Source organism: Bradyrhizobium sp. CCGB01 (assembly GCF_024199795.1).
GTDB lineage: Bacteria > Pseudomonadota > Alphaproteobacteria > Rhizobiales > Xanthobacteraceae > Bradyrhizobium.
This window is the reverse complement of the sequence record NZ_JANADK010000001.1, coordinates 4,588,376-4,611,274: the sequence shown is the minus strand read 5'-3', so window position 1 is coordinate 4,611,274 and position 22,899 is coordinate 4,588,376. Positions and strand designations below refer to the sequence as shown.

At 65.5% G+C, this 22,899-nt stretch carries 22 protein-coding genes; 15 read left to right on the top strand and 7 right to left on the bottom strand.

Features of this window, described 5'->3' with window-relative positions:
- Positions 1 to 28 precede the first annotated feature (28 nt).
- Complete coding sequence (locus tag NLM25_RS21095; RefSeq protein WP_254138231.1) at positions 29 to 2,875, bottom strand: calcium-binding protein; 2,847 nt, start codon at positions 2,873 to 2,875, stop codon at positions 29 to 31.
- A 201-nt stretch (positions 2,876 to 3,076) separates the two neighbouring features.
- Here NLM25_RS21095 and NLM25_RS21090 point away from each other — a divergent pair, with 201 nt between their 5' ends.
- A complete protein-coding gene (locus tag NLM25_RS21090; protein ID WP_254138230.1) occupies positions 3,077 to 3,226 on the top strand; it encodes a hypothetical protein in 150 nt (49 codons plus the stop codon).
- Between the two features lie 112 nt (positions 3,227 to 3,338).
- Here NLM25_RS21090 and NLM25_RS21085 read toward each other — a convergent pair whose 3' ends face one another.
- The 3 genes from NLM25_RS21085 to NLM25_RS21075 form a co-directional block, all read right to left on the bottom strand.
- Positions 3,339 to 3,836 carry a hypothetical protein gene (locus NLM25_RS21085; RefSeq protein WP_254138229.1) on the bottom strand — a complete coding sequence of 166 codons (498 nt, stop codon included), beginning with the start codon at positions 3,834 to 3,836 and terminating at the stop codon, positions 3,339 to 3,341.
- 166 nt (positions 3,837 to 4,002) lie between these two features.
- The gene (locus tag NLM25_RS21080) at positions 4,003 to 4,455 is read right to left on the bottom strand and encodes a DNA polymerase III subunit chi (protein WP_254118760.1); all 453 of its coding nucleotides are present in this window, start codon (positions 4,453 to 4,455) and stop codon (positions 4,003 to 4,005) included.
- Between the two features lie 3 nt (positions 4,456 to 4,458).
- A complete protein-coding gene (locus NLM25_RS21075) occupies positions 4,459 to 5,958 on the bottom strand; it encodes a leucyl aminopeptidase (protein ID WP_254138228.1) in 1,500 nt (499 codons plus the stop codon).
- Between the two features lie 339 nt (positions 5,959 to 6,297).
- On the opposite strand from NLM25_RS21075, the gene lptF reads away from it, so the two are divergent.
- The 14 genes from lptF to NLM25_RS21005 all read left to right on the top strand — a co-directional run bounded on the left by lptF (position 6,298) and on the right by NLM25_RS21005 (position 19,938).
- Positions 6,298 to 7,467, top strand: coding sequence for an LPS export ABC transporter permease LptF (gene lptF / locus NLM25_RS21070; RefSeq protein WP_254118758.1), 1,170 nt, complete (start codon positions 6,298 to 6,300; stop codon positions 7,465 to 7,467).
- On the top strand, positions 7,464 to 8,561 hold the full coding sequence (gene lptG, locus NLM25_RS21065) for an LPS export ABC transporter permease LptG (RefSeq protein WP_254138227.1): 1,098 nt from the start codon (positions 7,464 to 7,466) through the stop codon (positions 8,559 to 8,561). The genes lptF and lptG overlap by 4 nt, the downstream gene beginning before the upstream one ends.
- The gene (locus tag NLM25_RS21060) at positions 8,561 to 11,053 is read left to right on the top strand and encodes an LPS-assembly protein LptD (protein WP_254138226.1); all 2,493 of its coding nucleotides are present in this window, start codon (positions 8,561 to 8,563) and stop codon (positions 11,051 to 11,053) included. Before lptG ends, NLM25_RS21060 begins: the two co-directional genes overlap by 1 nt.
- A 67-nt stretch (positions 11,054 to 11,120) precedes the next feature.
- Entirely contained in the window at positions 11,121 to 12,056 is a 936-nt protein-coding gene (locus tag NLM25_RS21055; protein WP_254138225.1) for a SurA N-terminal domain-containing protein, read from the top strand.
- Positions 12,056 to 13,069: a 4-hydroxythreonine-4-phosphate dehydrogenase PdxA gene (gene pdxA / locus NLM25_RS21050; RefSeq protein ID WP_254138224.1), complete on the top strand. Its 1,014-nt coding sequence runs from the start codon at positions 12,056 to 12,058 to the stop codon at positions 13,067 to 13,069. The genes NLM25_RS21055 and pdxA overlap by 1 nt, the downstream gene beginning before the upstream one ends.
- The gene (rsmA, locus tag NLM25_RS21045) at positions 13,069 to 13,923 is read left to right on the top strand and encodes a 16S rRNA (adenine(1518)-N(6)/adenine(1519)-N(6))-dimethyltransferase RsmA (protein WP_254138223.1); all 855 of its coding nucleotides are present in this window, start codon (positions 13,069 to 13,071) and stop codon (positions 13,921 to 13,923) included. Before pdxA ends, rsmA begins: the two co-directional genes overlap by 1 nt.
- A gap of 25 nt (positions 13,924 to 13,948) precedes the next feature.
- Positions 13,949 to 15,007 carry an alcohol dehydrogenase gene (locus NLM25_RS21040; protein WP_254138222.1) on the top strand — a complete coding sequence of 353 codons (1,059 nt, stop codon included), beginning with the start codon at positions 13,949 to 13,951 and terminating at the stop codon, positions 15,005 to 15,007.
- Positions 15,008 to 15,124: 117 nt separating this feature from the next.
- Positions 15,125 to 15,361 carry a hypothetical protein gene (locus NLM25_RS21035; protein ID WP_254138221.1) on the top strand — a complete coding sequence of 79 codons (237 nt, stop codon included), beginning with the start codon at positions 15,125 to 15,127 and terminating at the stop codon, positions 15,359 to 15,361.
- 312 nt (positions 15,362 to 15,673) lie between these two features.
- Positions 15,674 to 16,390 (top strand): Crp/Fnr family transcriptional regulator, encoded by a 717-nt coding sequence (locus NLM25_RS21030; protein ID WP_254138220.1) that lies wholly within the window; start codon positions 15,674 to 15,676, stop codon positions 16,388 to 16,390.
- A 204-nt stretch (positions 16,391 to 16,594) separates the two neighbouring features.
- The gene (locus NLM25_RS21025) at positions 16,595 to 16,786 is read left to right on the top strand and encodes a hypothetical protein (RefSeq protein WP_254118749.1); all 192 of its coding nucleotides are present in this window, start codon (positions 16,595 to 16,597) and stop codon (positions 16,784 to 16,786) included.
- 39 nt (positions 16,787 to 16,825) lie between these two features.
- Positions 16,826 to 17,002, top strand: coding sequence for a hypothetical protein (locus tag NLM25_RS21020; RefSeq protein WP_254118748.1), 177 nt, complete (start codon positions 16,826 to 16,828; stop codon positions 17,000 to 17,002).
- A 371-nt stretch (positions 17,003 to 17,373) separates the two neighbouring features.
- Positions 17,374 to 17,781: a hypothetical protein gene (locus NLM25_RS21015; RefSeq protein ID WP_254138219.1), complete on the top strand. Its 408-nt coding sequence runs from the start codon at positions 17,374 to 17,376 to the stop codon at positions 17,779 to 17,781.
- 105 nt (positions 17,782 to 17,886) lie between these two features.
- Entirely contained in the window at positions 17,887 to 18,447 is a 561-nt protein-coding gene (locus tag NLM25_RS21010; protein ID WP_254138218.1) for a hypothetical protein, read from the top strand.
- A 150-nt stretch (positions 18,448 to 18,597) separates the two neighbouring features.
- Positions 18,598 to 19,938: a hypothetical protein gene (locus tag NLM25_RS21005; RefSeq protein WP_254138217.1), complete on the top strand. Its 1,341-nt coding sequence runs from the start codon at positions 18,598 to 18,600 to the stop codon at positions 19,936 to 19,938.
- Here NLM25_RS21005 and gmk read toward each other — a convergent pair.
- The 3 genes from gmk to mltG all read right to left on the bottom strand — a co-directional run bounded on the left by gmk (position 19,871) and on the right by mltG (position 22,812).
- Entirely contained in the window at positions 19,871 to 20,530 is a 660-nt protein-coding gene (gene gmk, locus NLM25_RS21000) for a guanylate kinase (protein ID WP_254138216.1), read from the bottom strand. The genes NLM25_RS21005 and gmk overlap by 68 nt on opposite strands.
- A gap of 3 nt (positions 20,531 to 20,533) precedes the next feature.
- Entirely contained in the window at positions 20,534 to 21,421 is an 888-nt protein-coding gene (locus NLM25_RS20995; RefSeq protein WP_254138215.1) for a YicC/YloC family endoribonuclease, read from the bottom strand.
- A gap of 116 nt (positions 21,422 to 21,537) precedes the next feature.
- Positions 21,538 to 22,812, bottom strand: coding sequence for an endolytic transglycosylase MltG (mltG, locus tag NLM25_RS20990; protein ID WP_254118738.1), 1,275 nt, complete (start codon positions 22,810 to 22,812; stop codon positions 21,538 to 21,540).
- Between the last annotated feature and the right edge of the window lie 87 nt (positions 22,813 to 22,899).

Genomic DNA, 22,899 nt, shown 5'->3' with positions numbered 1-22,899 from the left:
GCGTTCTCCAGGCCGGAAGCAGCGGGCCTCAGGCGTGCTGCGGCGGTGCGAGCGTCTGGCTCTGCGCGGCGTGCGGATCGGGCAGCGGCATCTCGCCGTGGCCGTCGCCTGCCGGGACGAGGTTCGCCGCCATGGCCTGGTTGAGCAGCATCGCCGCCGCAAACGCCCCGCCCTGGATGACGACGTTGTTGCCGGTGCCGCCATCGAGGATGTCGAGGCCGCCGCCGCCGATCAGCACATCGTCACCGGCGCCGCCCGCCAGCGTGTCGTTGCCGGGGCTGCCGATCAGGATGTCGTCGCCGTTGCCGCCGTTGGCGACAAGCTGGATTCCGCCATGCAGGCCGGAAGCCGTGATGACATCATCGCCATCGAGACCGTTGATGACGATCCTGTCGCCCGCACCGGCATCGGTGATGTTGATGTCCTGGCCAAGCCCCGACACCGTGATGATGCCGTCGTGTTCGGTCACCGTGATGACGTCGTTGCCGCCGGTCGCATTGATGGTCACGGTGTCGGCGGCCCCGTCATTGGCGCCGAGGTCGAGATTGACCTGGTTCACGCCGGTCCCGGAGAGGTCGTTGACGGTGATGTTGTCGGCACCGCCGAGAGCATTGAAGTCGATGTGCTCGACCCCGTTCAGGTCCATCGCGATGGCGGCGACGTCGCGGGTGAACAGCACCCTGCCGCCATTGGCCGAGATGTTGATGTTCTCGCTGATGTTGGCGCCGTTGAACGCCAGCGTGTCGGTGCCGTTGCCGCCTTCGACGGTGTCGCTGCCGTCGCCGGGGTTCCAGATGAAGGTGTCGTCACCGCCACCGAGATTGGCGACGTCGTTGCCGCGTCCGCCGATGACGGTGTCATTGCCGGCGCTGCCGGTGATGGTGTCGTTGCCGTCGCCGCCGTTGATGTTGAGGCTGAACGGCTGCCCTGCCTTGATCGCGGAGGCATTGATGACGTCGTTGCCGCCGCCACCGTTGACACCGAGCACGTCGCCCGCGTCCGCATGCGCGATCGTCACCTGGGCCGCAAGGCCGTTGACCACGATCGATCCGCCGGAGGTCACAACCGAGATGTTGTCGTCACCGGCAGTCCCGTTCACCGTCACGCGGTCCGCCGCGCCGTCGCCGCTCTGGCTGCCGGGGCCGGCGCTGAGGTCGATGGCGACCTGGGTGACGCCGGTCCCGGAGAGGTCGTTGACGGTGATGTTGTCGGCGCCGCCGGCGGCAGCGATCTGCACGCGCTCGACGCCGTTGAGATCCATGGTGATGGCGCCGACGTCGCGGGTCAGAAGCGCACGGCCTCCGTTCGCCGAGATCGACATGTTCTCGGCCACGTTGGAGCCGTTGAACACCAGCGTATCCGTTCCCGTACCGCCTTCGACGGTGTCGCTGCCGTCACCGGGATTCCATGTGAAGAGATCGTCACCCGCACCGAGAAGAGCGACATCATTGCCGCGGCCGCCGTTGACCTTGTCGTTGCCGTCACCGCCGATCAGGGTGTCGGCGCCCTGACTACCGGTGATGGTGTCGTTGCCCGCGCCGCCGTCGATCGTCAGCCCGATCACCGCGGCAAGCGCGGATGCGTCGATGACATCGTTGCCGCCGAGCGCCTGGATCACCAGCCGGTCGTTGGCAGCCTCTGCGTTTGCGATGGTCACCACCTCCGGCAAGCCGGTCACCGTGACCGTGGTGCCCTCGGCCGTGACCAGGATGTGCTGATTGCCGTTGGTGCCGTTGGCGGTGATCGTATCGGCCGCACCGTCGCCTTGCGTTCCGCCGGGAACGGCTCCGAGATCGACCAGCACCTGCTTGACGCCGGTGCCGGTGAGATCGCCGATGGTGATGTTGTCGGCGCCGCCGCGCGCATCGAATTCGATCTGCTCGACGCTGTTGAGGTCCATCGTGATGTTGGCGACATCGCGGGTGAAGCGCACCCGGCCGCCATTGGCCGAGATATCGATGGTCTCGTTGACGTTGGCCCCGTTGAACAGCAGCTTGTCGGTGCCCGATCCGCCTTCGACGATGTCGCTGCCGTCGCCGGGATTCCAGATGAAGGTGTCATCGCCAGATCCGAGCTGGGCGGTGTCGTTGCCGCGTCCGCCATTGACGATGTCGTCGCCGCTGCCGCCGATGATGAGGTCGTTCCCGTCGCCGCCGGTGATCCGGTCGTTGCCGGCGCCGCCATCGAGCGTCAACGAGATCAGGCTGCCGAGCCCGTTGCTTGCGGTGATGACATCGTCGCCGCCGCCGGCGTGCAGCACGAGGTTCTCCGTCGTGCCGATGTCGAGTGAAACTGGCGCAGCGCCCGTGCCGTCGAGCCGGACGCGCGTGCCGTTCGCCGTGATCGTGAACGTCTCGGCGTCATTGCTGCCGTTAGCCTCAGCCGTATCGTTGCCGTCGCCGCCCTCGAAGAGATTGGTGCCGCCGCCGGGATTCCAGATCATGAGGTCGTTGCCGGCCTCGCCGAACAACTGGTTGTCGCCGCTGCCGCCGTCCAGCGTATCGTTACCCGCGCCGCCGAACAGCAGATCGTTGCCGCCGCCGCCTTTGATCGTATCGTCGCCCGCCTGACCGAACAGCAGATCGGCACCCGAGCCGCCCGTGATCCTGTCATTGCCGTCGCCGCCGAAGATGTGCACGGCAGGCATCGGCCCGTGGCATTCGTTGACAGTGATCGTGTCATCGCCGCCTTGACCAAAAACGTCGATCTCATTGGTGTTGGCAATTGTGGGATCGCCACCGATCGGCTTCACGGAGCCGTTATTGATCAGGATGCGGCCTGAGTTATTGCGGCTGATCACGACGCCGTTATTGGCGCTATCGCCGAAAATGGAGAGCTGGCCCGTAACCGGGGAAAAAACAGAAGTAATAGACATCCTAATGATCCTTGCGGTCGATCTCGCCCCTCGCCTCGATGCGTAGCAGCCGCCAACATGACATTCTTGAAGCGCTGCTTGAGACGCGCGTGATTATTCTGGAGATTTCCTCCAGTTTTCCTTGGGTGGATTTTCGATCGCAGACGCAATGACTGTGACATCGCGAGTCGCCTGATCGCGTGTCACGGCCGCGTGACTTTTATGGTGCAGGCGAATGCAGCCGACGCACTGACGCGCGCGGAGAAGGAGAAGCAGTGCCGCGAAGCGCGCGCGCAGTTTGATGACGTGGCAGATTGGATCGTTGCTCGCGTGCCCCGGATCCAGCGCAGCACGATCATGATGCGCTGTTGAACCGGGGCCTATGAGCGAGAGAGGCTCGGTCCCGGTTCAGCGTCGCGTCATTCCGGACGATGCTTCGCAACGCCGGGACATGCCGCGCCGCGTCCGGGACAAGAGCACCGGCTTACGCCGATTTCTTCTTCGGCTTCGGCTTGGTCGCCTTCGGCATGACAGGCGCTTCCGGCGTGCCCTCGATCGAGGACAGGCGGCCGGAGGTGAAGGTGTAGATGCCGGCACGCGGACCGCTGGTCCAGGTCACCACGGCGACGCGCCGGCCGGCGGCATCGCTGGAGAGATTGACGGTCGAGGGCGCACCGACGCCACGGACCACGTCGCATTCGGTATGGCCGAGCGCGACGGTTCCGCCCATCGGGGCCGGGGCCGTCGTCGAGGCATTGGCATCCGCAGGTCCAGGTGGCGGCACCATGCCGGGACAGGCGCCGTCGGCGCTGACCAGATCCTCGGCCGTCACGGGCTTGTTGGGAGTCAGCGGCGGCGATTCGATCGAGATGCTCTTGATGAACAGGCGGCTCGGCGTGTTGAACCATTGGGCGTCCTTGGCGGACGCCAGCAGATCGGTCCCGCCCGAGCAGCCCGCGACCAGCGGTGCTACGGCAGCCAACGCAACTATGAGCGAGCTGGGAAGCTTTTGATGTCGCACGATAAACTAAATTCCCCGCGTGAAGGACCGGCCCTAAGCGATTGTCCCAACATCACTTTGCGGCACGAAGGTGACAAAAGCCAGCATCGCCCGAAAAGTGCAAATTATCATTAATTGCAAACGACCGCTAATTCCGGCGCTGCCAACGGCCCCGTTCGTCGGCCTGCCAATAGGTGACATCAAATCCCCGCGCCTTGCAATCCGTCCAGGCGCTGCGGGCAAACGCCAGCGCGTCCGGGTCGTCGCCGTTGAACAGCAGCACCATGCGTTCATAGCCCTGCGCGTCCTGCGGCAGCGCGGCGTTGTCGACCAGGAAGCGGACATTGGCTCCGTTCGGATTGCCCTCCTCGATCGCCAGCACGATCGGCTGCTCGGCGGCATCGTTCACGCGCCATGTCGCGTGCGGCAGGAAGGAATCGTCGCGATAGGTCCATAAATGAGCGTCGAGCGCATCGGCGCGCTCCTCCGAGGTCGACTGCACCACGACGCGCCAGCCGCGCTCGAGCGATTTCTCGAGAAGCGGCGGCAACACGTTCTCCACCGTCATGTTTTGCAGATGGTAGAACAGCACTTCGGTCATCGGTTATTTGCGCTCGTAATGGTCGGCCACCAGACGGTCGAGCAAGCGGACGCCGTAGCCGCTTCCCCAGCTCTGGTTGATGTCGGTCTTCGGCGCGCCCATCGCGGTGCCGGCGATGTCGAGATGCGCCCAGGGCGTGCCGTCGACGAAGCGCTGGAGGAACTGCGCCGCAGTGATCGAGCCGCCATGGCGACCGCCGGTGTTCTTCATGTCGGCGAACTGGGAATCGATCAGCTTGTCGTATTCGGGGCCGAGCGGCATGCGCCAGACCTTCTCCCCGCTCTCGATGCCGGCTGCCAGCAGCCGCTCGGCAAGCTCGTCATTGTTGGAGAACATGCCGGCATGCTCGGTGCCGAGCGCGACCATGATCGCGCCGGTCAGCGTCGCCAGATCCACCATGAATTTCGGCTTGGCCTTCTTGGCGACGTACCAGAGCACGTCGGCCAGCACGAGGCGGCCCTCGGCGTCGGTGTTGATGATCTCGATGGTCTGGCCCGACATCGAGGTGACGATGTCGCCCGGCCGCTGCGCATTGCCGTCGGGCATGTTCTCGACGAGGCCGATGGCACCGACCACGTTGGCCTTGGCCTTGCGCGCCGCCAGCGCATGCATCAGGCCGACGACGCAGGCAGCTCCCCCCATGTCGCCCTTCATGTCCTCCATGCTGCCGGCCGGCTTGATCGAAATGCCGCCGGTGTCGAAGCAGACGCCCTTGCCGACGAAGGCGACCGGTGCCTCGCCCTTTTTGCCGCCCTCCCAGCGCATGATCACGGTGCGGCTCGGCCGCGACGAGCCCTGGCCGACGCCGAGCAGCGCGCCCATGCCGAGCTTGTCCATCGCCTTGACGTCGAGCACTTCGACCTTGACGCCGAGCTTGCGGAGCTGACTGGCGCGACGCGCGAATTCCTCGGGAAAGAGGACGTTCGGCGGCTCGTTGACGAGGTCGCGCGCGATGATCACGCCGTCGACGACATGGCCGGCCGAGACGAACGCCTTCTTCGCCGCGGCGGCGTCGCCCACGGCAACCGCGACATCGGCGCGCAGGCCGCCCTCCTCGCCCTCCTTCTTTTTCGTCTTGTAGCGGTCGAACTTGTAGGCGCGTAAGCGAAGGCCCGAGGCGATCGCGACCGCCTGCTCGCTCGTCATCGCCCCATTGGGGAGTTCCGCCACGATGGTCATGGCGGCGGCCCCGGCCGAGAGCTTGCTCGCCACCACGCCGCCGAATTTGAGGAAGTCGTTGGCCTTCAGGCTTGCCGCCTTGCCGGCGCCGATCACGACCAGACGGGTGGCCTTCACCCCCTCCGGCGCCAGGATGTCCAGCGCCGCGCCACTTTTACCCTTGAAGCCGGCCGCAACGGCCGCCCGCTTCACCAGCTCGGTAGCGCCGCCCAGCGCCTTGGCCGTCGCCGGCCCGAGCTTCAAAGTGTCGTCGCAGAACACGACCAGGATGCCACGGGCGGCGGCAGACAGCGGGACGAAGCCGACCTTGATGGCATCGGACATGGGTAACTCCTTCAAAACATCGGGCTTTTCGCCGCTCGGCGGTTCCGGTCACGAGCCGGCGCTGAACGGCGATTCACTGGACTTTCGCCACTATGGGCCACCCGCCCGGCGGATGCCAAGCACCCCCGTGGCCGCCATGTCACAACAAGGGAAATATTAACCATATTGTGAGGGTGCCACGGGGCAGCCATTTTGTTGACGGATCAAAGGGATGCTAGTGAGACAGTAAGTCGGCGGACGAGCTGTTGGCCAACCTTGGGGATCCCTTGTCGGGGATTGGTTGGACAGACAGAATTTCAGCCGACATTTGGGGCTTGGTGGGGATTCGTGCGGTAGCGCATGGGGTCGATCGATAGGTATATTTTCCGCACGACGCTGGCGTCGTTTGCGCTCGTCCTGGTCAGCCTCACGGGCGTGATCTGGATTACGCAGGCGTTGCGCGGCATCGACCTGATGACGAGTCAGGGTCAGACCATCCTGACCTTCCTCGGCATCACCAGCCTCGTCGTGCCGGCGCTGGTCCTGATCATCTCGCCTATCGCGCTGATGATCGCGATCTCGCACACGCTGAACAAGCTCGCGACCGATTCCGAGATCATCGTGATGAATGCCGCCGGCTTCTCGCCGTTCCGGCTGTTCTATCCGTTCTTCTACGCCACCTGTGTCGTGGCGCTGCTGGTCGCCTTCATCGCTGCCTATCTCGCCCCCGACGGCATGCGGCGGATCAAGCAGTGGGACGCCGAGATCACCGCGGACGTGCTCACCAACATCCTGCAGCCCGGCCGCTTCGCCCAGCTCGACAAGAACCTCACGATCCGGATCCGCGAACGCCAGCCCGGCGGCATCCTCGCCGGCATCTTCATCGACGATCGCCGCGATCCAAACGAGCGCGTCTCGATCGTCGCCGAGCATGGCGAGGTCGTGAAGAACGACAACGGCTCGTTCCTGGTGCTGAAGGACGGCAATCTCCAGCGCTTCGAGGCCGGCAAGCGCGATCCCGCGCTGGTGGCGTTCGGCCGCTACGGCTTCGACATGTCGAAGTTCTCGGGCCAGGGCCACGACGTCACTCTCGGCATCCGCGAGCGCTATCTCTGGGAGTTGTTCGCGCCGTCCGAGGACGATCCGGTCTACAAGCAGATTCCCGGGCAGTTCCGCTCGGCCTTGCACGACAGCCTGCTGGCGCCGATCTATCCGTTCGCCTTTGCCGTGCTGACCTTCGCCTTTCTGGGCGCGCCGCGCACCACCCGCCAGAGCCGCAACTTCTCGATCGGCGGCTCGGTGCTCGCCGTGTTCGGCCTGCGCATGGCGGGATTTGCCTGCTCGGTGATGGCGGTGAAGTCGCCTGGCCCGGTGCTGTTCCAATACGCGATGGTCCTGGGCGCCATCGGCGTCGGGCTGTGGATGATCATCGGCGGGATCGTGGTCGAGCCGCCGCCCCGCCTCATGGAGGCCATCAACAGGTCGAACGCGCGCATCGCGCGGCTGTTCGGACGGCCGGCCACCGCATGAGCATGCTCACCAACACACTCGGGCGCTACTTCGCTGGGCGCTTCGTCGTCGCGGCGCTCGGCGTGTTCGCCAGCATCTTCCTGCTGCTGGTGCTGGTCGATTACATCGAGATGGTGCGCAAGACCTCCGGCCTTGCCTCCGCCTCCGCGATCATGGTGGCCGAGACCTCGTTGTTCCGGGTGCCGCAGCTGCTGGAGAAGCTGACGCCGTTCTGCATGCTGATCGGCGCCATGACCTGCTATCTCGCGCTCTCCCGCCGGCTCGAGCTCGTGGTCGCGCGCGCCGCCGGCATCTCCGCATGGCAGTTCATCTCGCCGGCCCTCGGCAGCGCGCTCCTGATCGGGGTAATCGCAACCGTCGCCTACAATCCGATGTCGGCCAACCTGCGCGAGCTGTCCAAGCGCATGGAAGCCGAGCTGTTCGGCTCGGCGCCCGGCGGCGGCATCCAGGACGCCTCCGGCTTCTGGCTCAACCAGGTCACCAATGACGGCCAGGTCATCATCAACGCAGCGCGCAGCGAGCAGCAGGGCGTCCGGCTGACCGGCCTGACCCTGTTCCGATTTGATACGGATTGGCATTTCAAGGAGCGCATCGAGGCGCGCGAGGCGACGCTGGAGGCCGGCCACTGGCTGTTCAAGACCGTCCGCCGCTTCTCGCTGGATTCGCCGCCGATCGACCAGGCCAGGTTGGAGATTCCGACGACGCTGACCGAGGCGCAGGTCCGCAACAGTTTTTCCACACCCGAGACTGTGTCCTTTTGGCAACTACCGAGCTACATCCGCTCCTCGGAGAGCTCGGGCTTCGCGACAGCGGGCTATCGACTCCAGTATCACAAGCTCTTGGCACAGCCGTTTTTGCTGGCCGCCATGGTGATGCTGGCGGCTTCCGTGTCGTTGCGCTTCTTCCGGATGGGCGGCGTGCAGAAGATGGTTTTGAGTGGCGTGGGCGCAGGCTTTCTGCTCTACGTTTTGTCGAAAGTGACTGAAGACTTGAGCAAGGCTGAGTTGATGCATCCGATCGCTGCGGCGTGGTTGCCCGTGGTGGTGGGCGGCCTCACCGGCTTTTTGGCCTTGTTGTACCAGGAGGACGGTTAGTGACTGCCGTCCATCGCGGACCCGTGTCTCGTTTGACGCGGCGCACATTGGTGCGCGCGAACGGGGTCGGCTTGTCCATTCGCAGGCTTCTCCTGGCTGTCGCCGCCGTGACATCGCTCGGCGCGCTGATCGACGTTGCCGCCGTGGCCCCTGCATCGGCCCAGGGCTTCACCTACAATCCGCTGCCGCCGCGTCCGAAGCCGCCGAAGGTCGCCAACGACAACCAGATGCTGGTTCAGGCGACCGAGGTCGACTACGACTACAACAACTCCCGCGTCTCCGCGGTCGGTAACGTCCAGCTGTTCTACAACGGCACCAGCGTCGAGGCCGACAAGGTCATCTACGACCAGAAGACCAAGCGGCTGCATGCCGAAGGCAACATCCGCATGACGGATGCCGACGGCAAGATCACCTATGCCGAGATCCTGGATCTCTCCGACGACTACCGCGATGGTTTCGTCGATTCGCTGCGCGTGGACACCGCCGACCAGACCCGCATGGCCGCGAGCCGCGCCGACCGCTCCAGCGGCAACTACACGGTGTTCGAGAACGGCGTCTACACGGCCTGCGCGCCGTGTAAGGACGATCCGAAGAAGCCGCCGCTATGGCAGGTCAAGGGTGCGCGCATCATCCACGACCAGCAGGAGAAGATGCTGTATTTCGAGACGGCACAGCTCGAATTCTTCGGCGTGCCGCTCGCCTACATGCCCTATTTCTCGACGCCCGATCCGACCGTGAAGCGCAAGACCGGCTTCCTGATGCCGGGCTTCACGTCGAACACGCCGTTCGGCTACGGCGTCGAAGTTCCGTTCTACTGGGCGATCGCGCCCGATATGGACATGACCTTCAGCCCGCGCATCACCTCCAGGCAGGGCGTGCTGTTCCAGGCCGAGTACCGCCAGCGCCTGATGGACGGCGCCTACCAGATCCGGGTCTACGGCATCGACCAGCTCGACCCCGGCGCGCTCGCCGGGCAGCCCGGCGACCGCCAGTTCCGCGGCGCCGTCGACACCAAGGGTCAGTTCGCGCTGAACGACAAGTGGGTCTGGGGCTGGGACGGCGTGGTCATGTCCGACTACTACTTCTTCTCGGACTACCGCTTGTCGCAATACCGCGATCCGCTCGGCTCGTTCCTGTATCTGCCGACCGACGCATTGTCGCAGCTTTATCTGACCGGCGTCGGCAATCGCAGCTTCTTCGACGCGCGCACGATGTACTGGCTGAGCTATTCGGGCAACCAGAGCCAGGTGCCGATCGTCTATCCCGTGATCGACTATTCGAACGTGCTCAACTATCCGGTGTTCGGCGGCGAGTTCAGCTACAGGACCAATTTCGTGAACATGTCGCGTGATACCGCCGTGTTCGATCCGATCACGACGCTCGCCAACACCAACAGCCTGTGCACGACTGCGTCGGCCGATCCGCTCGCGCGGACGCCGTCGCAGTGCCTGCTGCGCGGCTTCCCGGGCAACTACACCCGCCTGACGGCCGAAGCGCAGTGGCGTAAGTCTTTCACTGATCCGTTCGGCCAGATCTGGACCCCGTTCGCCAGCGTTCGCGCCGATGCGATCAACGCCTCGATCTCCAACCAGCCGGGCGTGTCGAACTTCCTTCCCGTCGGCGACACCCAGGCGTTCCGTCTGATGCCGACCGTCGGCCTCGAATACCGCTACCCGTTCATCAACGTTCAGCCCTGGGGCTCGACAACCATCGAGCCGATCGCGCAGATCATCATCCGGCCGAACGAGACCTATGCCGGCAAGTTCCCGAACGAGGACGCCCAGAGCATGGTGTTCGACACCTCGAACCTGTTCAGCGTCGACAAGTTCTCCGGCTACGACCGCGTCGAGGGTGGCGGCCGCGCCAATGTCGGCGTGCAGTCGACCACGCAGTTCGACCGGGGCGGCGCCGTCAAGGTGCTGTTCGGGCAGTCCTACCAGCTGTTCGGCCTGAACTCCTACGCGGTCCAGGACTCCATCAATACCGGCCTCGACTCCGGCCTCGACAAGCCGCGCTCGGATTACGTGGCGAGCGCCGCCTACTCGCCCAACAGCACCTACACGTTCAGCGTCCGCTCCCGCATGGACGAGCAAACCTGGAACGTGCAGCGCTTCGAGGCGGAAGGCCGCGCCAACTTCAATCGCTGGTCGGTCGGCGTGATGTACGGCAATTACGCGGCGCAGCCGGAACTCGGCTATCTGACTCGCCGCGAGGGCATCCTGACCACGGGCTCACTGAAGGTCGCGGCCAACTGGGTGGTGACGGGCTCGGCGCGCTGGGACCTCGAGGCCAACAAGATCAACCAGTATGTGCTCGGCGCCGGCTATGTCGACGATTGCTTCGTGCTGGCGGCGAACTATGTAACTTCGTATAGCTACTCCGCGGGCACGACACCGCCCGTGCTGAGCCACGCGTTCATGTTCCAGATCGGCCTGCGCACGCTGGCGACCTCGACCGGGTCCAGCGCGTCCGGCCTGACCGGCATGCAATAAACCATCCGAAGTGACGACCGCGTTCCCAATCGCAGGGTTCATCTCGGCTGACATGCGAGCGAGAATCATGACGACCCCACTGCCTGTCTTCCGCCTCCTCCTCGCCCTCGGCGCCGGGCTGATCCTGACCGGCCTGCCGGCGCCGTCGCGCGCGCAGAACATCGTCGTCATGGTCAACGGCGATCCGATCACCGATTTCGATATCGAGCAGCGTTCCAAGCTCGACCAGTTGACGACGCAGAAGACCCCGAGCCGGCAGGAGGTCATCAACGAGCTGATCGACGACAAGGTGAAGCTCAAGGAAGGCAAGAAGTACGGCGTCGATCCCGGCATCTCCGACATCAACCAGTCCTACGAGGGCATGGCGCAGCGCATGCGCCTCTCGCCCGAACAGCTCACCAAATCGCTAGAGGTCAAAGGCGTCCGCCCCGAGACCCTGAAGGGCCGCATGAAGGCCGAGATGGTCTGGACCAGCCTCGTGCGCGGCCGCTTCAAGGAGAAGCTGATGGTCGGCGAGCGCGACGTCGCGCAGGCCGTGCAGGCCCAGACCGGCGACAAGCTTCAGATCGAGGGCACCGAATACAAGATGCAGCCGATCGTCCTGATCGTGCCGCGCGGCTCCTCGCCGGCCTTCATCGAGACGCGGCACAAGGAGGCCGAGCAATATCGCTCGCGCGTCGGAAGCTGCGAGGAAGCCAACTCGCTGTTTCGCTCGACGCCGAACGCCACCATCCGCGACAGCGTCACCAAGACCACCGCGGAGCTGCCCGAGGCGCTGCGCAAAGTGCTCGACGACACCCCGATCGGCCATTTGACCGCCCCCGAGGTGACCAAGTCGGGCATCGAGATGGTGGTGCTGTGCTCGCGCAAGCCGACCATGATCGACACGCCGAAGAAGCGCGAGGTCCGCGAGAAGATGTATTCGGAGAAATACGAGAAGACCCAGAAGGCCTATCTCGACGATCTCCGCAAGGCGGCGATGATCGAATATCGCAACCGCTGATGGCCAAGCCCACCGCAAAGCCCCTCGCCCTGACCCTGGGAGAGCCTGCCGGCATCGGCCCCGACATCACGATCGCAGCCTGGCTCAAGCGCCGCGAGCTGAACCTGCCCGCCTTCTATCTGCTCGGCGACGAGGCGGCGATTGCGCGCCGCGCCAAGGCGCTCGGTGCGGATATCAAGATCGCCGCCGTGAGCGCCGGTGAGGCCGGAGCCGCCTTCCCCGAGGCCCTGCCCGTCGTCGCAACCGGCGAACGCGCGACCGCCGAGCCCGGCAAGCCCGACACCTCGAGCGCACCGGCCGCCCTCGCCTCGATCCGGCAGGCGGTCAGCGATGTCCGTGAAGGCCGCGCCAGCGCCGTCGTCACCAACCCGATCGCCAAGAGCGTGCTTTACCGCTCGGGCTTCCGCCATCCCGGCCATACCGAATTTCTCGCCGAGCTGGCCGCAGAGGACGGCCGCGTGCCGCAGCCGGTGATGATGCTGTGGTCGCCGCGGCTCGCCGTGGTGCCGGTGACGATCCACGTCTCCCTGCGCGATGCGCTGGCCCAGCTCACGAGCGAGTTGATTGTCTCGACCACGCGCATCGTCGCGACCGAGCTGAAATCCCGCTTCGGCATCGAAAGGCCGCGCATCGCGATCTCCGGCCTCAATCCGCATGCCGGCGAGGACGGCTCGCTCGGCCACGAGGAGCAGACCGTGATCGCGCCGGCGCTCAAGGCATTGCGCAGCGACGGCATCGACGCCAGGGGCCCGCTGCCCGCCGACACCATGTTCCACGAAGCCGCGCGAAGCACCTATGACTGCGCGGTCTGCATGTACCACGACCAGGCCCTGATCCCGATCAAGACGGTCGCCTTCGACGACGCCGTCAACGTCACGCTCGGCCTACCCTTCATCCGCACCTCGCCCGACCACGGCACCGCCTTCGACATCGCCGGCAGCGGCAAGGCCAATCCGGCAAGCCTGATCGCGGCCTTGAGGCTTGCGAGCCGCATGGCGGCTGCGAAAAGCTGATGAGCGCGATCGACGACCTCCCGCCGCTTCGCGAGGTCATTCGCCAGCACGCGCTGTCGGCGCGCAAATCGCTCGGCCAGAATTTTCTGCTCGACCTCAATCTCACCGCGCGCATCGCGCGTGCGGCGGCGCCGCTGGAAGACTCCACCATCGTCGAGATCGGGCCCGGTCCGGGCGGACTGACGCGCGCGCTGCTCGCGCTCGGCGCCAGGCGCGTCATCGCGATCGAGCATGACGAGCGCGCGATCCCCGCGCTGGAGGACATTTCCGCGCGCTACCCCGGCCGGCTCGAGATCGTGCACGGCGATGCCATGACATTCGACCCGCGCCCGCTACTCGACGGCAACAAGGCCAAGATCGTCGCGAACCTGCCCTACAACATCGCGACCCAGCTCTTGATCAACTGGCTCACGACCGAACCCTGGCCGCCCTGGTACGACATGATGGTCCTGATGTTTCAGCGCGAGGTCGGCGAGCGCATCGTCGCGCGTGAGGACGAGGAGGCCTATGGCCGCCTCGGCGTGCTCGCCAACTGGCGCTGCGAGACCAAGATCCTGTTCGACATTTCGCCGTCGGCCTTCGTACCGCCGCCGAAGGTCACATCCTCCGTCGTACGACTGATACCGCGCGAAAAGCCTCTGCCCTGCGAGCGAAAACTGCTCGAGCAGGTCGCGGCCGCCGCGTTCGGCCAGCGCCGAAAAATGCTGCGCCAGAGCCTGAAATCGCTGGGCGTCGATCCTGCGCGGCTCGCGGCCGCCGCGGGCGTCGATCCGACGCGGCGCGCGGAGACCATTCCGATTTCCGGCTTTGTTGCCATGGCCCGTGAATTGGCGGATATACGCAGCGAAGCGTAACAACGGAAATTCCGGAGGAAAGAAAATGGCGTTGATGCGTCGGCAGTCCCTGGTCAAGTTCGATGCGCCCTTGTGCGAGACCATCGTGGACACGCCCAAGCCGCAAGGACGCGAAGTGCTGGTGCGCATCGAGCGCTGCGGCCTCTGCCATTCCGATCTGCACATCCAGGACGGCTATGCCGATCTCGGCGGCGGCAAGAAGCTCGACACCACGCGCGGCATGACGCTGCCTTTCACGCTCGGCCACGAGATCGCCGGCGTGGTCGACGAAGTCGGCCCTGACGTTCCCGCCGGCCTCGTCGGCGCGAAGAAGGCGGTGTTTCCGTGGATCGGCTGCGGCCAGTGCCGCGACTGCGCCAATGGCGACGAGAACCTCTGCGCGAAACAACGCTTCCTCGGCGTCTCCATCGACGGCGGCTTCGCCACCCACGTGCTGGTGCCCGACGCCAAATACCTGCTCGACTACGATCCCCTGCCGGTCAACCAGGCCGCGACCCTGATGTGCTCCGGCGTCACCGCCTATGGCGCGCTCAAGCGCCTGGTCGACCGTCCGCGCCAGCGCAATTTGCTGCTGATCGGCCTCGGCGGCGTCGGCATGATGGGCCTGTCGTTCGCGCAGGCGATGTTCAAGCAGCCGATCACGGTCGCCGACCTCAGCGGCGCCGCGCGCGACACCGCGCTGAAGAACGGCGCAGCCACCGCCTACGATCCGGCCGAGCCCGACGTGATCAAGCGCATCCTCAAGGAGACCGAAGGCGGCTTCGACGAGGTCGTCGATTTCGCCGGCAACGAGAAGTCGATGGCGTTCGCGGTGGCGGTTGCCGCGCGCGGCGGCAAGGTCGTGGTCTCCGGCCTGATGGGCGGCCAGTTCACGCTGCCGATGGTGCAGTGGGTCTACAAGCGCCTGACCGTCGAAGGCTTCATGGTCGGCACGCTCACGGAGGCCCAGGAGCTGATGGCGCTCGCCCGCGCCGGCAAGATCAAGCCGACGCCGATGCGCGAGGAGCCGATGGGCGACGTCCAGAAATGGATCGAGGAGCTGCGCGCCGGCAAGGTCGTCGGCCGCATCGTGCTGAAGAACTGAGGCCCGAGGCGGCGGGATGCAGTCTCGCCGCCTCGCCTCGCCTCGCTGAAATAACGCCGCCTCCACGCCTTCGTTCGGCAACGCGGAACGGCTGCGACCACACCGCGTTGGCAGCGCATGTCCATTCGCTGCACCGTCGAAAGCGCATTCTTCATCGCCTGGAGCTTCCTGGAGCAGAGCGGCGAGCTCGGTCCTCCGGACGAGACGGCGAACATCATTCTGGATGCCATCGAAGCGCAGCTCAGGACCGGTGAGCGCCGGCAGCTGATGCTCGCCAACAAGGCGATCGATGCCTACCGCAGGCAGATGGCCCAAGGCCGTCTCCTGGCCGGACGCCAGATCCGTCTCGGCTAAGAGCCTGTGGCACAGTCCCCTCGGACCCCGCCGGCCGATGCTGGTGCAATCCCGGCGCGACTTATGTTCACTCCTGAACAGAGGACCCCGGGCTATCGAAATTCCGTAGTTCTCCGGACGAGAACAAAGTTCGCAGCGTGTCCCGCGCGCAACGCCGGACGGCGCGACGCCTCCGGCCTGTGAACTTTTCGATTTCCCCAAACACTTGTGTTCACTTTGGAACTGTCGGTTCCTGCGCGGAAACGTAGGGTTTTCCGACGTGCCGATTCCCGGCCAGCACGAGCCAAGACCAAGAACCACGAGACAAGAAGCGTGACCGGCCGGCCCAGGAACGATCTGCTGCGAACGCTCAGCGCCCAGGACTTCGAGCTGCTCGCCCCTCATCTGCAAGCGGTCGAGCTCGCCGCGAACCACGTTCTGCATCATGCCGGCGACGGCATCTCTGCCGTCCACTTCCCCTGCGGCCCTGCGTTCGTGTCGTTCGCCGTGCCTGTCGAGGATGACCGCGAGGTCGAAAGTCTCCTGGTCGGCCGCGAAGGCGGGGTCGGTCTTTCCGCGGGCCGGAGCCCGTCGCTGGCCTTTTCCCGCGTCGTCGTGAAGGTCGGCGGCACGCTGGTCCGCCTGCCGCTGCGTGCGCTCGAGCAGGCGCAGCAGCGATCGGCCAGCCTGCACGAGATTCTTTCGCGCTACGCAGCCTGGCAGTTCGCACAGCTGCTCCAGACCGCGGCCTGCAACGCGACGCATTCGATCGAGCAACGCGCGGCCAAATGGATCTGTGCTGCCCGCGAGCATATCGGCAGCGACGAAATCCCTCTCACCCATGAGCAGCTCGCCGGTATGCTCGGCGTCTCCCGCAGCTATGCCAGCCGCGTCATCCAGACGTTCAAGGCCAGGCGCATCCTCGCGACGCGCCGCGGCGCCATCCTGATTCTCGATGCCCCGGCGCTTGAGGCCAGCGCCTGCACCTGCAACGGCACGGTGAAGAAGCACTTCCGCGAAGTGCTCGGACGCGCGGCCTCGGCGAGCTAGAGCATTGTCGAGCGAAGTCGACACCGGCTCGCGTCGGGAAAACGGGCCAAGAGAAAACGGGCCAGGACGAAAATCCAGAGCGCCGCCCCGACGGTAAAACCTTCGCGACGACGCCTTTTGCCCTCATCACTTCGGATCACGCGTTGGAACGCCGCGAATGTTCCGCGCGTTGGCATCCCGTAGGCAACGACGGAGTCAGAGCCGATGACAAAGCCGCTGACGAAAACGGTGCAGCCTGTTCCCGAACAGAACAGGAGCCACAAGGGCGCGGGCAGCACGCCCGCAACGCCGGTCGATACCACCAAGGGCCATCGCGACGACGAGAAGCAGAACATTCGCGAGCAGGCCGCGCACGGCAATCTCACTCAGAACACCAGCAACAGGCGCATGGGATAGGCAGACAACCACGGGGGAGACGAAACAGGAGAGACGAGCTTGGTCAATCTCGGCAAATGGTACGATCCGATATCGGAACGCTGGATCGCACCGCGCGAAATACGCCTGAAGGCGACATCTTCCCATGAGAGCGAGAACCACGTGCTAGAACGCCAGAGAACAATCGAGGTCCAGCGCATCTGGCGCGCGCTCGTCGATTGCTGCGCGCGCAACTGACGCACAGGCCCGCGCACAGCAGCGGAGCAACACGCTCGGCCGTGTCGTTGTAACCCTGCATCAATGATCCATATCGTCCGCAAGGCCCTCATTGGCGCGTGCGGGGGGCGCGGCATCTGCCGAGGGCTGGCACCTTGTGTTCTCAAATTCGCGGCGGCGGCTGACGCTTCAGGTGCAGATAGACCGCAATCAAAGCGACCGCCGAAGTGAGACGTCTTCCGAGGTGGAACTCGAACCCACGCGCCTCGATGCTTGATTTAGGTCAAATCAGACTCCGGGCAGAAGCCGAGGTTCTCGGAGGGTGCCGATCCCTCACGAGGCGGCATCGCGCGCTGGTGTTTGCACGGCACCCCAACTCACGGAGGAACGCCATGCTTCGATACGTTCTCGCTGCGCTGGCAGCTCTCGTCCTGATCACAGTGAGCCTGATTCCAGATGAGGCCTATGCCCGCCGCGGGGGTGGCGGATTTCATGGAGGCGGCGGCATGCGCGGTGGTTACGCCGGGGGCGGTGCTGTTCGTGCCGGACGTGTCGGCGGCGGATATCGCGTAGCAGGTCGCGGATATGGATACCGCCCAATACCTGGCCGACCGGTCGCCAGGGGCGTTTACCGCAATGCGGCCTATCGCGGAGCCTATCGAGGCGCAGCCTATGGTTTGGGAGCGGCCGCGGTAGGAGCCGCCGCAGCAGGAGCTTACGGCTATTACAACAACAGCAACTGCACCTACGACACCTACGGCAATTGGGTTTGCCCGGGTCAGTACGGGTATCGGTACTGACCGAAATCGCTTGAATGCGGACGGCTGTGCGCCAGGAGCATTGCCGTCCGCTTACGGTTGCGCCGAGTGGTCCGGCAAACACACGACATCCGGCATCGATCGTGGATGAGTAACGCCGTGGCGTGCGCATGTAGTCATGTCGGCAGCGACACGACGTCACGCGAGCCGTCGGGCAAAACACTTCTTCAATCCGTCCGCGCAAAAACATTACGCTTTCCCGAATTTCGGATTTATGACATAAACTCCGGCTCGATCGGCAATGACGAGAAATCGCTGTCCGGCTCACGTCAGGATTCGTCTTCAGGCCGCTCGGCCGAGCCCGCACCCTCGGCGCGCCGAAGCAAGCCTGCGGCCGAGGAGCCGCGCTCATCGTCGCGCCGCGGCGGTGGGGATGGCGGAGGTGGCGGCGGCAGCTTCGACGGGGCCTGGATGGTCGTCAGCGTCGGCTGTGGCGGCACCACGTCCGGCGCTGTCGTGGTCTCCTCGGGCAAGGTCATCGGCCAAGGCGTCAGCGGAACCGTCAGCTCCGGCGGCGCAGTCAGCACGTTCGGTCAGGGCGAAGGCGTAACCTTCAGGGGCTCCGGACGTCTGTCGAGCCGCAGCGGTTCCGGAACCTTTCGCCGCTCCGACGGCTGCGGCGGAACCTGGACCTCGACCAAGCAATAGCAGCGAAAAAGCCTGATTTCGCAGCGGAACGAACGCGGCGCGGGCCCGATTCAAGCCACATCCTGTCCGGATTTGCGGCTCATTGCCACCCAAGTCTTTGATGACAAAGGGTCGGTAACAAGTTGCGTCATGCGTAAACGGGAGACCAGGATGGGCAACCGCACCGCAAAGTTCATATCCGCGCTTGCCGGCAGCATCATCGCCGGCGCGCCACTGGCCGCCGTGTCGCAGAATGCGCCGGCGGCAACGAGCACGGCAAATGCCGCCAGCGACTGCCTCGGCTCGCCAAAGGGCGTCGCGCCGCAAGGTCAGCATTGGTACTATCGCGTCGAGCGCGGAACCAAGCGGCAATGCTGGTATCTGCGTGCCGAAGGCGGCAAGGACAACGCGAAAGACAGCGCCAAGGATAGCGCGAAGCCCGCGCAAACCGCGCAGGCTACGCCCGACGCACCGACAGCAGATTCAGCAACCCCGCCGCAGCAGAACTCGGTGCAGGACGCACGCGCCGAATATCTGACGGCGCAGAGCAATGCAAAGCCGACGACGCCGACCGCGCCAGCGAAGCCGGTGCCGACGCAGCAGCCTGCGAGCCCGACCGCCGACAGCAACGCACAGCAGCCCGCCGTCGCCACGCGCTGGCCCGATGCCTCCACCGCGGCCACGTCGCCCGCACCGCAACCGGCGCCTGCATCGCAGCCGGCGCCCGCACCGCAACCGGCAGCCGCACCGCAGCCGGCGCCCGCTCCCGTTGCGTCGCCCGCGCCGCCGAGCGCAAAGCCGGCAAAATCCCCTGCCCCGGTCACGCTTGCCGCAGCAGATGCCACCACCGAGAAGGCGACCGGCTCATTCCAGATGCTGCTGCTCGTGATCGGCGGCGCGCTGGCGCTCGCCGGCCTGCTCGCCAGCATCATCTATCGCTTCGCGGGCCGGCGCGTCCGCGTTCAGGCCGCCGACCAGCGCCGCGTCAACTGGGACAATCGGGAGCCGCACGACGACGGCCGTGCGCCCTGGCGCCACGCGACGCCAGCTGCAGCGCCGCGCGCGCTGCAGCCGCGCCCGGTGGATTTCGATGCCGCCCGCACCCGAGCCGCCGCGCGTCCCCGGGCCTCCCAGCTCGAAGCTACCAACGTCGAAGCCGCGCAGCTCAAAGCTGCACAGCTCAAGGCGATCGATCACGCGATCGATGTCGTCGATGAGCGCGAACCGCAAGCCCGCAACGAGGTTGCCGACCTCGACGAGGCCTACATGTTCAATCGAGAGTTCGAGATCGAGGCATCAGCACCGCGGCTCGCGACCGACGACATCAAGGACCAAAAATCGGCCGATCGCGATGACAGTGTGCAGATCGAGGACACCGTCGACGTCGACGTGATCACGGCGATGCTGGAACGGCTGGCGCACGAAGGACCGCGCCTCTCGAAGCCTAACCTTGAAGCTGGCCTTGCAAACCTCGCACGAAACCAACGAGGCCAGTCCGCCGCTCGCGCTTGAGGCGTTCGGCCTTCAGGATCGACTGCACCTCGGCGAAGGCCTCATCGACGTCGTGGTTGATGACGATGTAGTCGTACTCGGCCCAGTGACTCATCTCGTGGCTGGCGCGGCTCATGCGCTTGCGGATGACCTCGTCGGAATCCTGTGCGCGCGAATGCAGCCGCTTCTCGAGATCTGCGGCCGAGGGCGGCAGGATGAAGACGCTTACGACATCAGCGCGCGCCTTCTCGCGCAGCTGCTGCGTGCCCTGCCAGTCGATGTCGAACAGCACGTCCTGCCCGGCTGACAGCGCAGCCTCGACCGGGCTGCGCGGCGTGCCGTAGCTGTTGTCGAATACCGTCGCCCATTCCAGCAGCTCGTCGCCCTTCACCATCGCGTCGAACTTGGCCTTGTCGACGAACAGATAGTCGCGGCCGTCAATCTCACCGGGCCGCATCGCCCGTGTGGTCGCGGAGACCGACATCCTGAGGCCGGGCATGCGCTCGATCAGGAGACGCGACAGCGTCGTCTTGCCTGCGCCCGAGGGCGAGGACAGCACGAACATCAATCCGCGTCGCTCGACACCGTCAGTTCCGTGACCGCCCGTCGTCATCGATCACTCCAGATTCTGGACCTGTTCGCGGAACTGCTCCACCACGTTCTTCATGGCGAGCCCCGTATTGGTCAGCTCGATGTCGTTCGACTTCGAGCAGCAGGTGTTGACCTCGCGGTGAAACTCCTGCGCCAGGAAGTCGAGCTTGCGGCCGATCGGGCCGCCCTTGCCGATCAGCTCGCGCGCCTGCGCGACGTGGGAGGCGATGCGGTCGAGCTCCTCGCGGATGTCGGCCCTGGTGGCGATCAGGATCGCCTCCTGCATCAGGCGATCGGAATCGAAACGGTCGGAGGTGTCGAGCAGCGTTGCGATCTGCTCGGCGAGCCTAGCCTTGATCGCCTCGGGCTTGCGGCCCGGCGCGGCCTCCGCCCTCCTCGCCAGCGCCTCGACCTCGTCAACCCGCTGGGTCAGGATCTGCCCGAGCGACATCCCCTCGCGCTTGCGCATCTCGACGAGATCGGCGAGCGCCTTGTCGAAGGCCTCCGCTACCGCAGCGCGCGCGGCCTTGTCCTCGTCCTCGTCGCCCTCGGGTTCGGCGACCTCGACGACGCCCTTGATGGCGAGCAGGCCGTCGACGCTCGGCGCGACCGCGTCGACCTTGCCGGCGATGACGGCGGCGGCCTTCAGGACGGCGTTGAGCACGTCCTCGTTGACGCGGACCGTGGCGGCGGTGTTGGCGCGCTTGACGTTGAGATTGGCGTAGACCGTGCCGCGCGACAAAAGCTCGCCGGCGCGCTTCTTGGCGTGGGCCTCCAGCTCGTCGAACCCCTGCGGCAGCCGCACCCTGAGGTCAAAGCCCTTGGCGTTGACCGACTTCAATTCCCATTCGAACGTATACGGCCCGCTAGCGCCGTGGCTTCGGGCAAAGCCGGTCATGGACGACAGCGCCATCAGGTCAGATTCTCCAGAAAGATAAGATTCGCGGGGCCATCAAGGCACGCGAATCTTAAGACTATTTTGCAGGAAAGTGGAATCCGCAAAGTCCGGTAGGCAGCCCTGCGGCAGCGCTAGCGCTGGACTACCGGCGGCGACGGCTGCACCGCACCCTGCCGGGCCGGCGCCGGACCGGCGGGGCGCGCCGGCGGCTTCTTCTGCTGGTTGGGCCGCGCCGGCGTGGTCGCCGTCGGCGGATCCGCGGCAGCGCCGGGCGCGGCGGCCGCCGGCGGCTGCGCGTCCTCGGCCGGCTCGACGGTGTCGTTCTGGATCTGCTTCTCCATCGCGCGGAGCTTGGCGACGTTCTTCTGGTGCGCGTCGTAGGTCTCGGTGAAGGCATGCCCGCCGGTGCCGTCGGCGACGAAATAGAGGTCGCGGGTACGGGCCGGATTGGCGGTGGCTTCGAGCGAGGCGCGGCCGGGGTTGGAGATCGGGCCGGGCGGCAGTCCCTCGATGACATAGGTGTTGTAGGGCGAAGGCTGCGTGATCTCGCTGCGCTTGATCGGACGGCCGAGCGTGCCCTTGCCGCCGACGATGCCATAGATGATCGTGGGATCGGACTGCAGCTTGATCTTCTGCTTCAGGCGGTTGGCGAAGACGGCCGCGACACGGCTGCGCTCGTCCGGCTTGCCGGTCTCCTTCTCGACGATCGAGGCCAGCGTCACCAGTTGCTCCGGCGTCTTGACCGGGGTGTCCTGGCTGCGGCGCTCCCAGATCTCGGCCAGCACGCGCTTGTGCGCCTGCTGCATGCGCTGGATCACCTGATCACGCGGGGTCCCGCGCGGGAACTTGTAGGTCTCGGGCAGCAGCGTGCCTTCGCGCGGCAGCTCGCGGACGCTGCCGGTGAAGATGTCGTTGTCGGACAGCCGCGCCACGATCTGCTCGGAAGTCAGGCCTTCCGGTATGGTCACGGCGTGCTGCACCACCTTGCCCTCGACGATGGTCGCGATGACGTCGCGCAAGGAGGCGGTCTTCTGGAACGAATATTCACCCGGCTTCAGGTCCGAGCTCGCCTTCAGCGCGGCGACGCTGGCGATGAACACCCACGGATTGATATCGGTCACGCCTTCCCGGTTCAGCGTCTCGGCGATGTCGCGCTTGCCGGCCCGCTGCGGGATGTTGACGATCTTGTCTTCCTTCAGCGGCCCCGGCGCCTCGAGCACCTGCCTGCCGTAATAGTACACGCCGCCCGCGCCGATCATCGAGATCAGCAGCAGGGTGATGATGGCATTACCGACGATCACGAAGGGATTTCGCGCCCGGTCCGATCGCCTCGGCGGCGGCGGAACCTGTTCGGGCTCCAGCGCTGCCCGCGGACTCCGGGGCGAAATGGGCGGCCTTTCACTCATCGAAGCAACCTGAATCCTGCCGGTTCAATCGCGGCCAGGCAATCGCTTGCCGAGCCACATGCACGCGCCCACTTCCATGACTATCGC

Coding starts and splice junctions, on each gene's coding strand:
- NLM25_RS21095 (WP_254138231.1), bottom strand. CDS start 2,875: ATGTCTATTACTTCTGTTTTTTCCCCGGTTACGGGCCAGCTCTCCATT.
- NLM25_RS21090 (WP_254138230.1), top strand. CDS start 3,077: ATGGTGCAGGCGAATGCAGCCGACGCACTGACGCGCGCGGAGAAGGAG.
- NLM25_RS21080 (WP_254118760.1), bottom strand. CDS start 4,455: ATGACCGAAGTGCTGTTCTACCATCTGCAAAACATGACGGTGGAGAAC.
- NLM25_RS21075 (WP_254138228.1), bottom strand. CDS start 5,958: ATGTCCGATGCCATCAAGGTCGGCTTCGTCCCGCTGTCTGCCGCCGCC.
- lptF (WP_254118758.1), top strand. CDS start 6,298: ATGGGGTCGATCGATAGGTATATTTTCCGCACGACGCTGGCGTCGTTT.
- lptG (WP_254138227.1), top strand. CDS start 7,464: ATGAGCATGCTCACCAACACACTCGGGCGCTACTTCGCTGGGCGCTTC.
- NLM25_RS21055 (WP_254138225.1), top strand. CDS start 11,121: ATGACGACCCCACTGCCTGTCTTCCGCCTCCTCCTCGCCCTCGGCGCC.
- pdxA (WP_254138224.1), top strand. CDS start 12,056: ATGGCCAAGCCCACCGCAAAGCCCCTCGCCCTGACCCTGGGAGAGCCT.
- rsmA (WP_254138223.1), top strand. CDS start 13,069: ATGAGCGCGATCGACGACCTCCCGCCGCTTCGCGAGGTCATTCGCCAG.
- NLM25_RS21040 (WP_254138222.1), top strand. CDS start 13,949: ATGGCGTTGATGCGTCGGCAGTCCCTGGTCAAGTTCGATGCGCCCTTG.
- NLM25_RS21035 (WP_254138221.1), top strand. CDS start 15,125: ATGTCCATTCGCTGCACCGTCGAAAGCGCATTCTTCATCGCCTGGAGC.
- NLM25_RS21025 (WP_254118749.1), top strand. CDS start 16,595: ATGACAAAGCCGCTGACGAAAACGGTGCAGCCTGTTCCCGAACAGAAC.
- NLM25_RS21015 (WP_254138219.1), top strand. CDS start 17,374: ATGCTTCGATACGTTCTCGCTGCGCTGGCAGCTCTCGTCCTGATCACA.
- NLM25_RS21010 (WP_254138218.1), top strand. CDS start 17,887: ATGAGTAACGCCGTGGCGTGCGCATGTAGTCATGTCGGCAGCGACACG.
- NLM25_RS21005 (WP_254138217.1), top strand. CDS start 18,598: ATGGGCAACCGCACCGCAAAGTTCATATCCGCGCTTGCCGGCAGCATC.
- gmk (WP_254138216.1), bottom strand. CDS start 20,530: ATGACGACGGGCGGTCACGGAACTGACGGTGTCGAGCGACGCGGATTG.
- NLM25_RS20995 (WP_254138215.1), bottom strand. CDS start 21,421: ATGGCGCTGTCGTCCATGACCGGCTTTGCCCGAAGCCACGGCGCTAGC.
- mltG (WP_254118738.1), bottom strand. CDS start 22,812: ATGAGTGAAAGGCCGCCCATTTCGCCCCGGAGTCCGCGGGCAGCGCTG.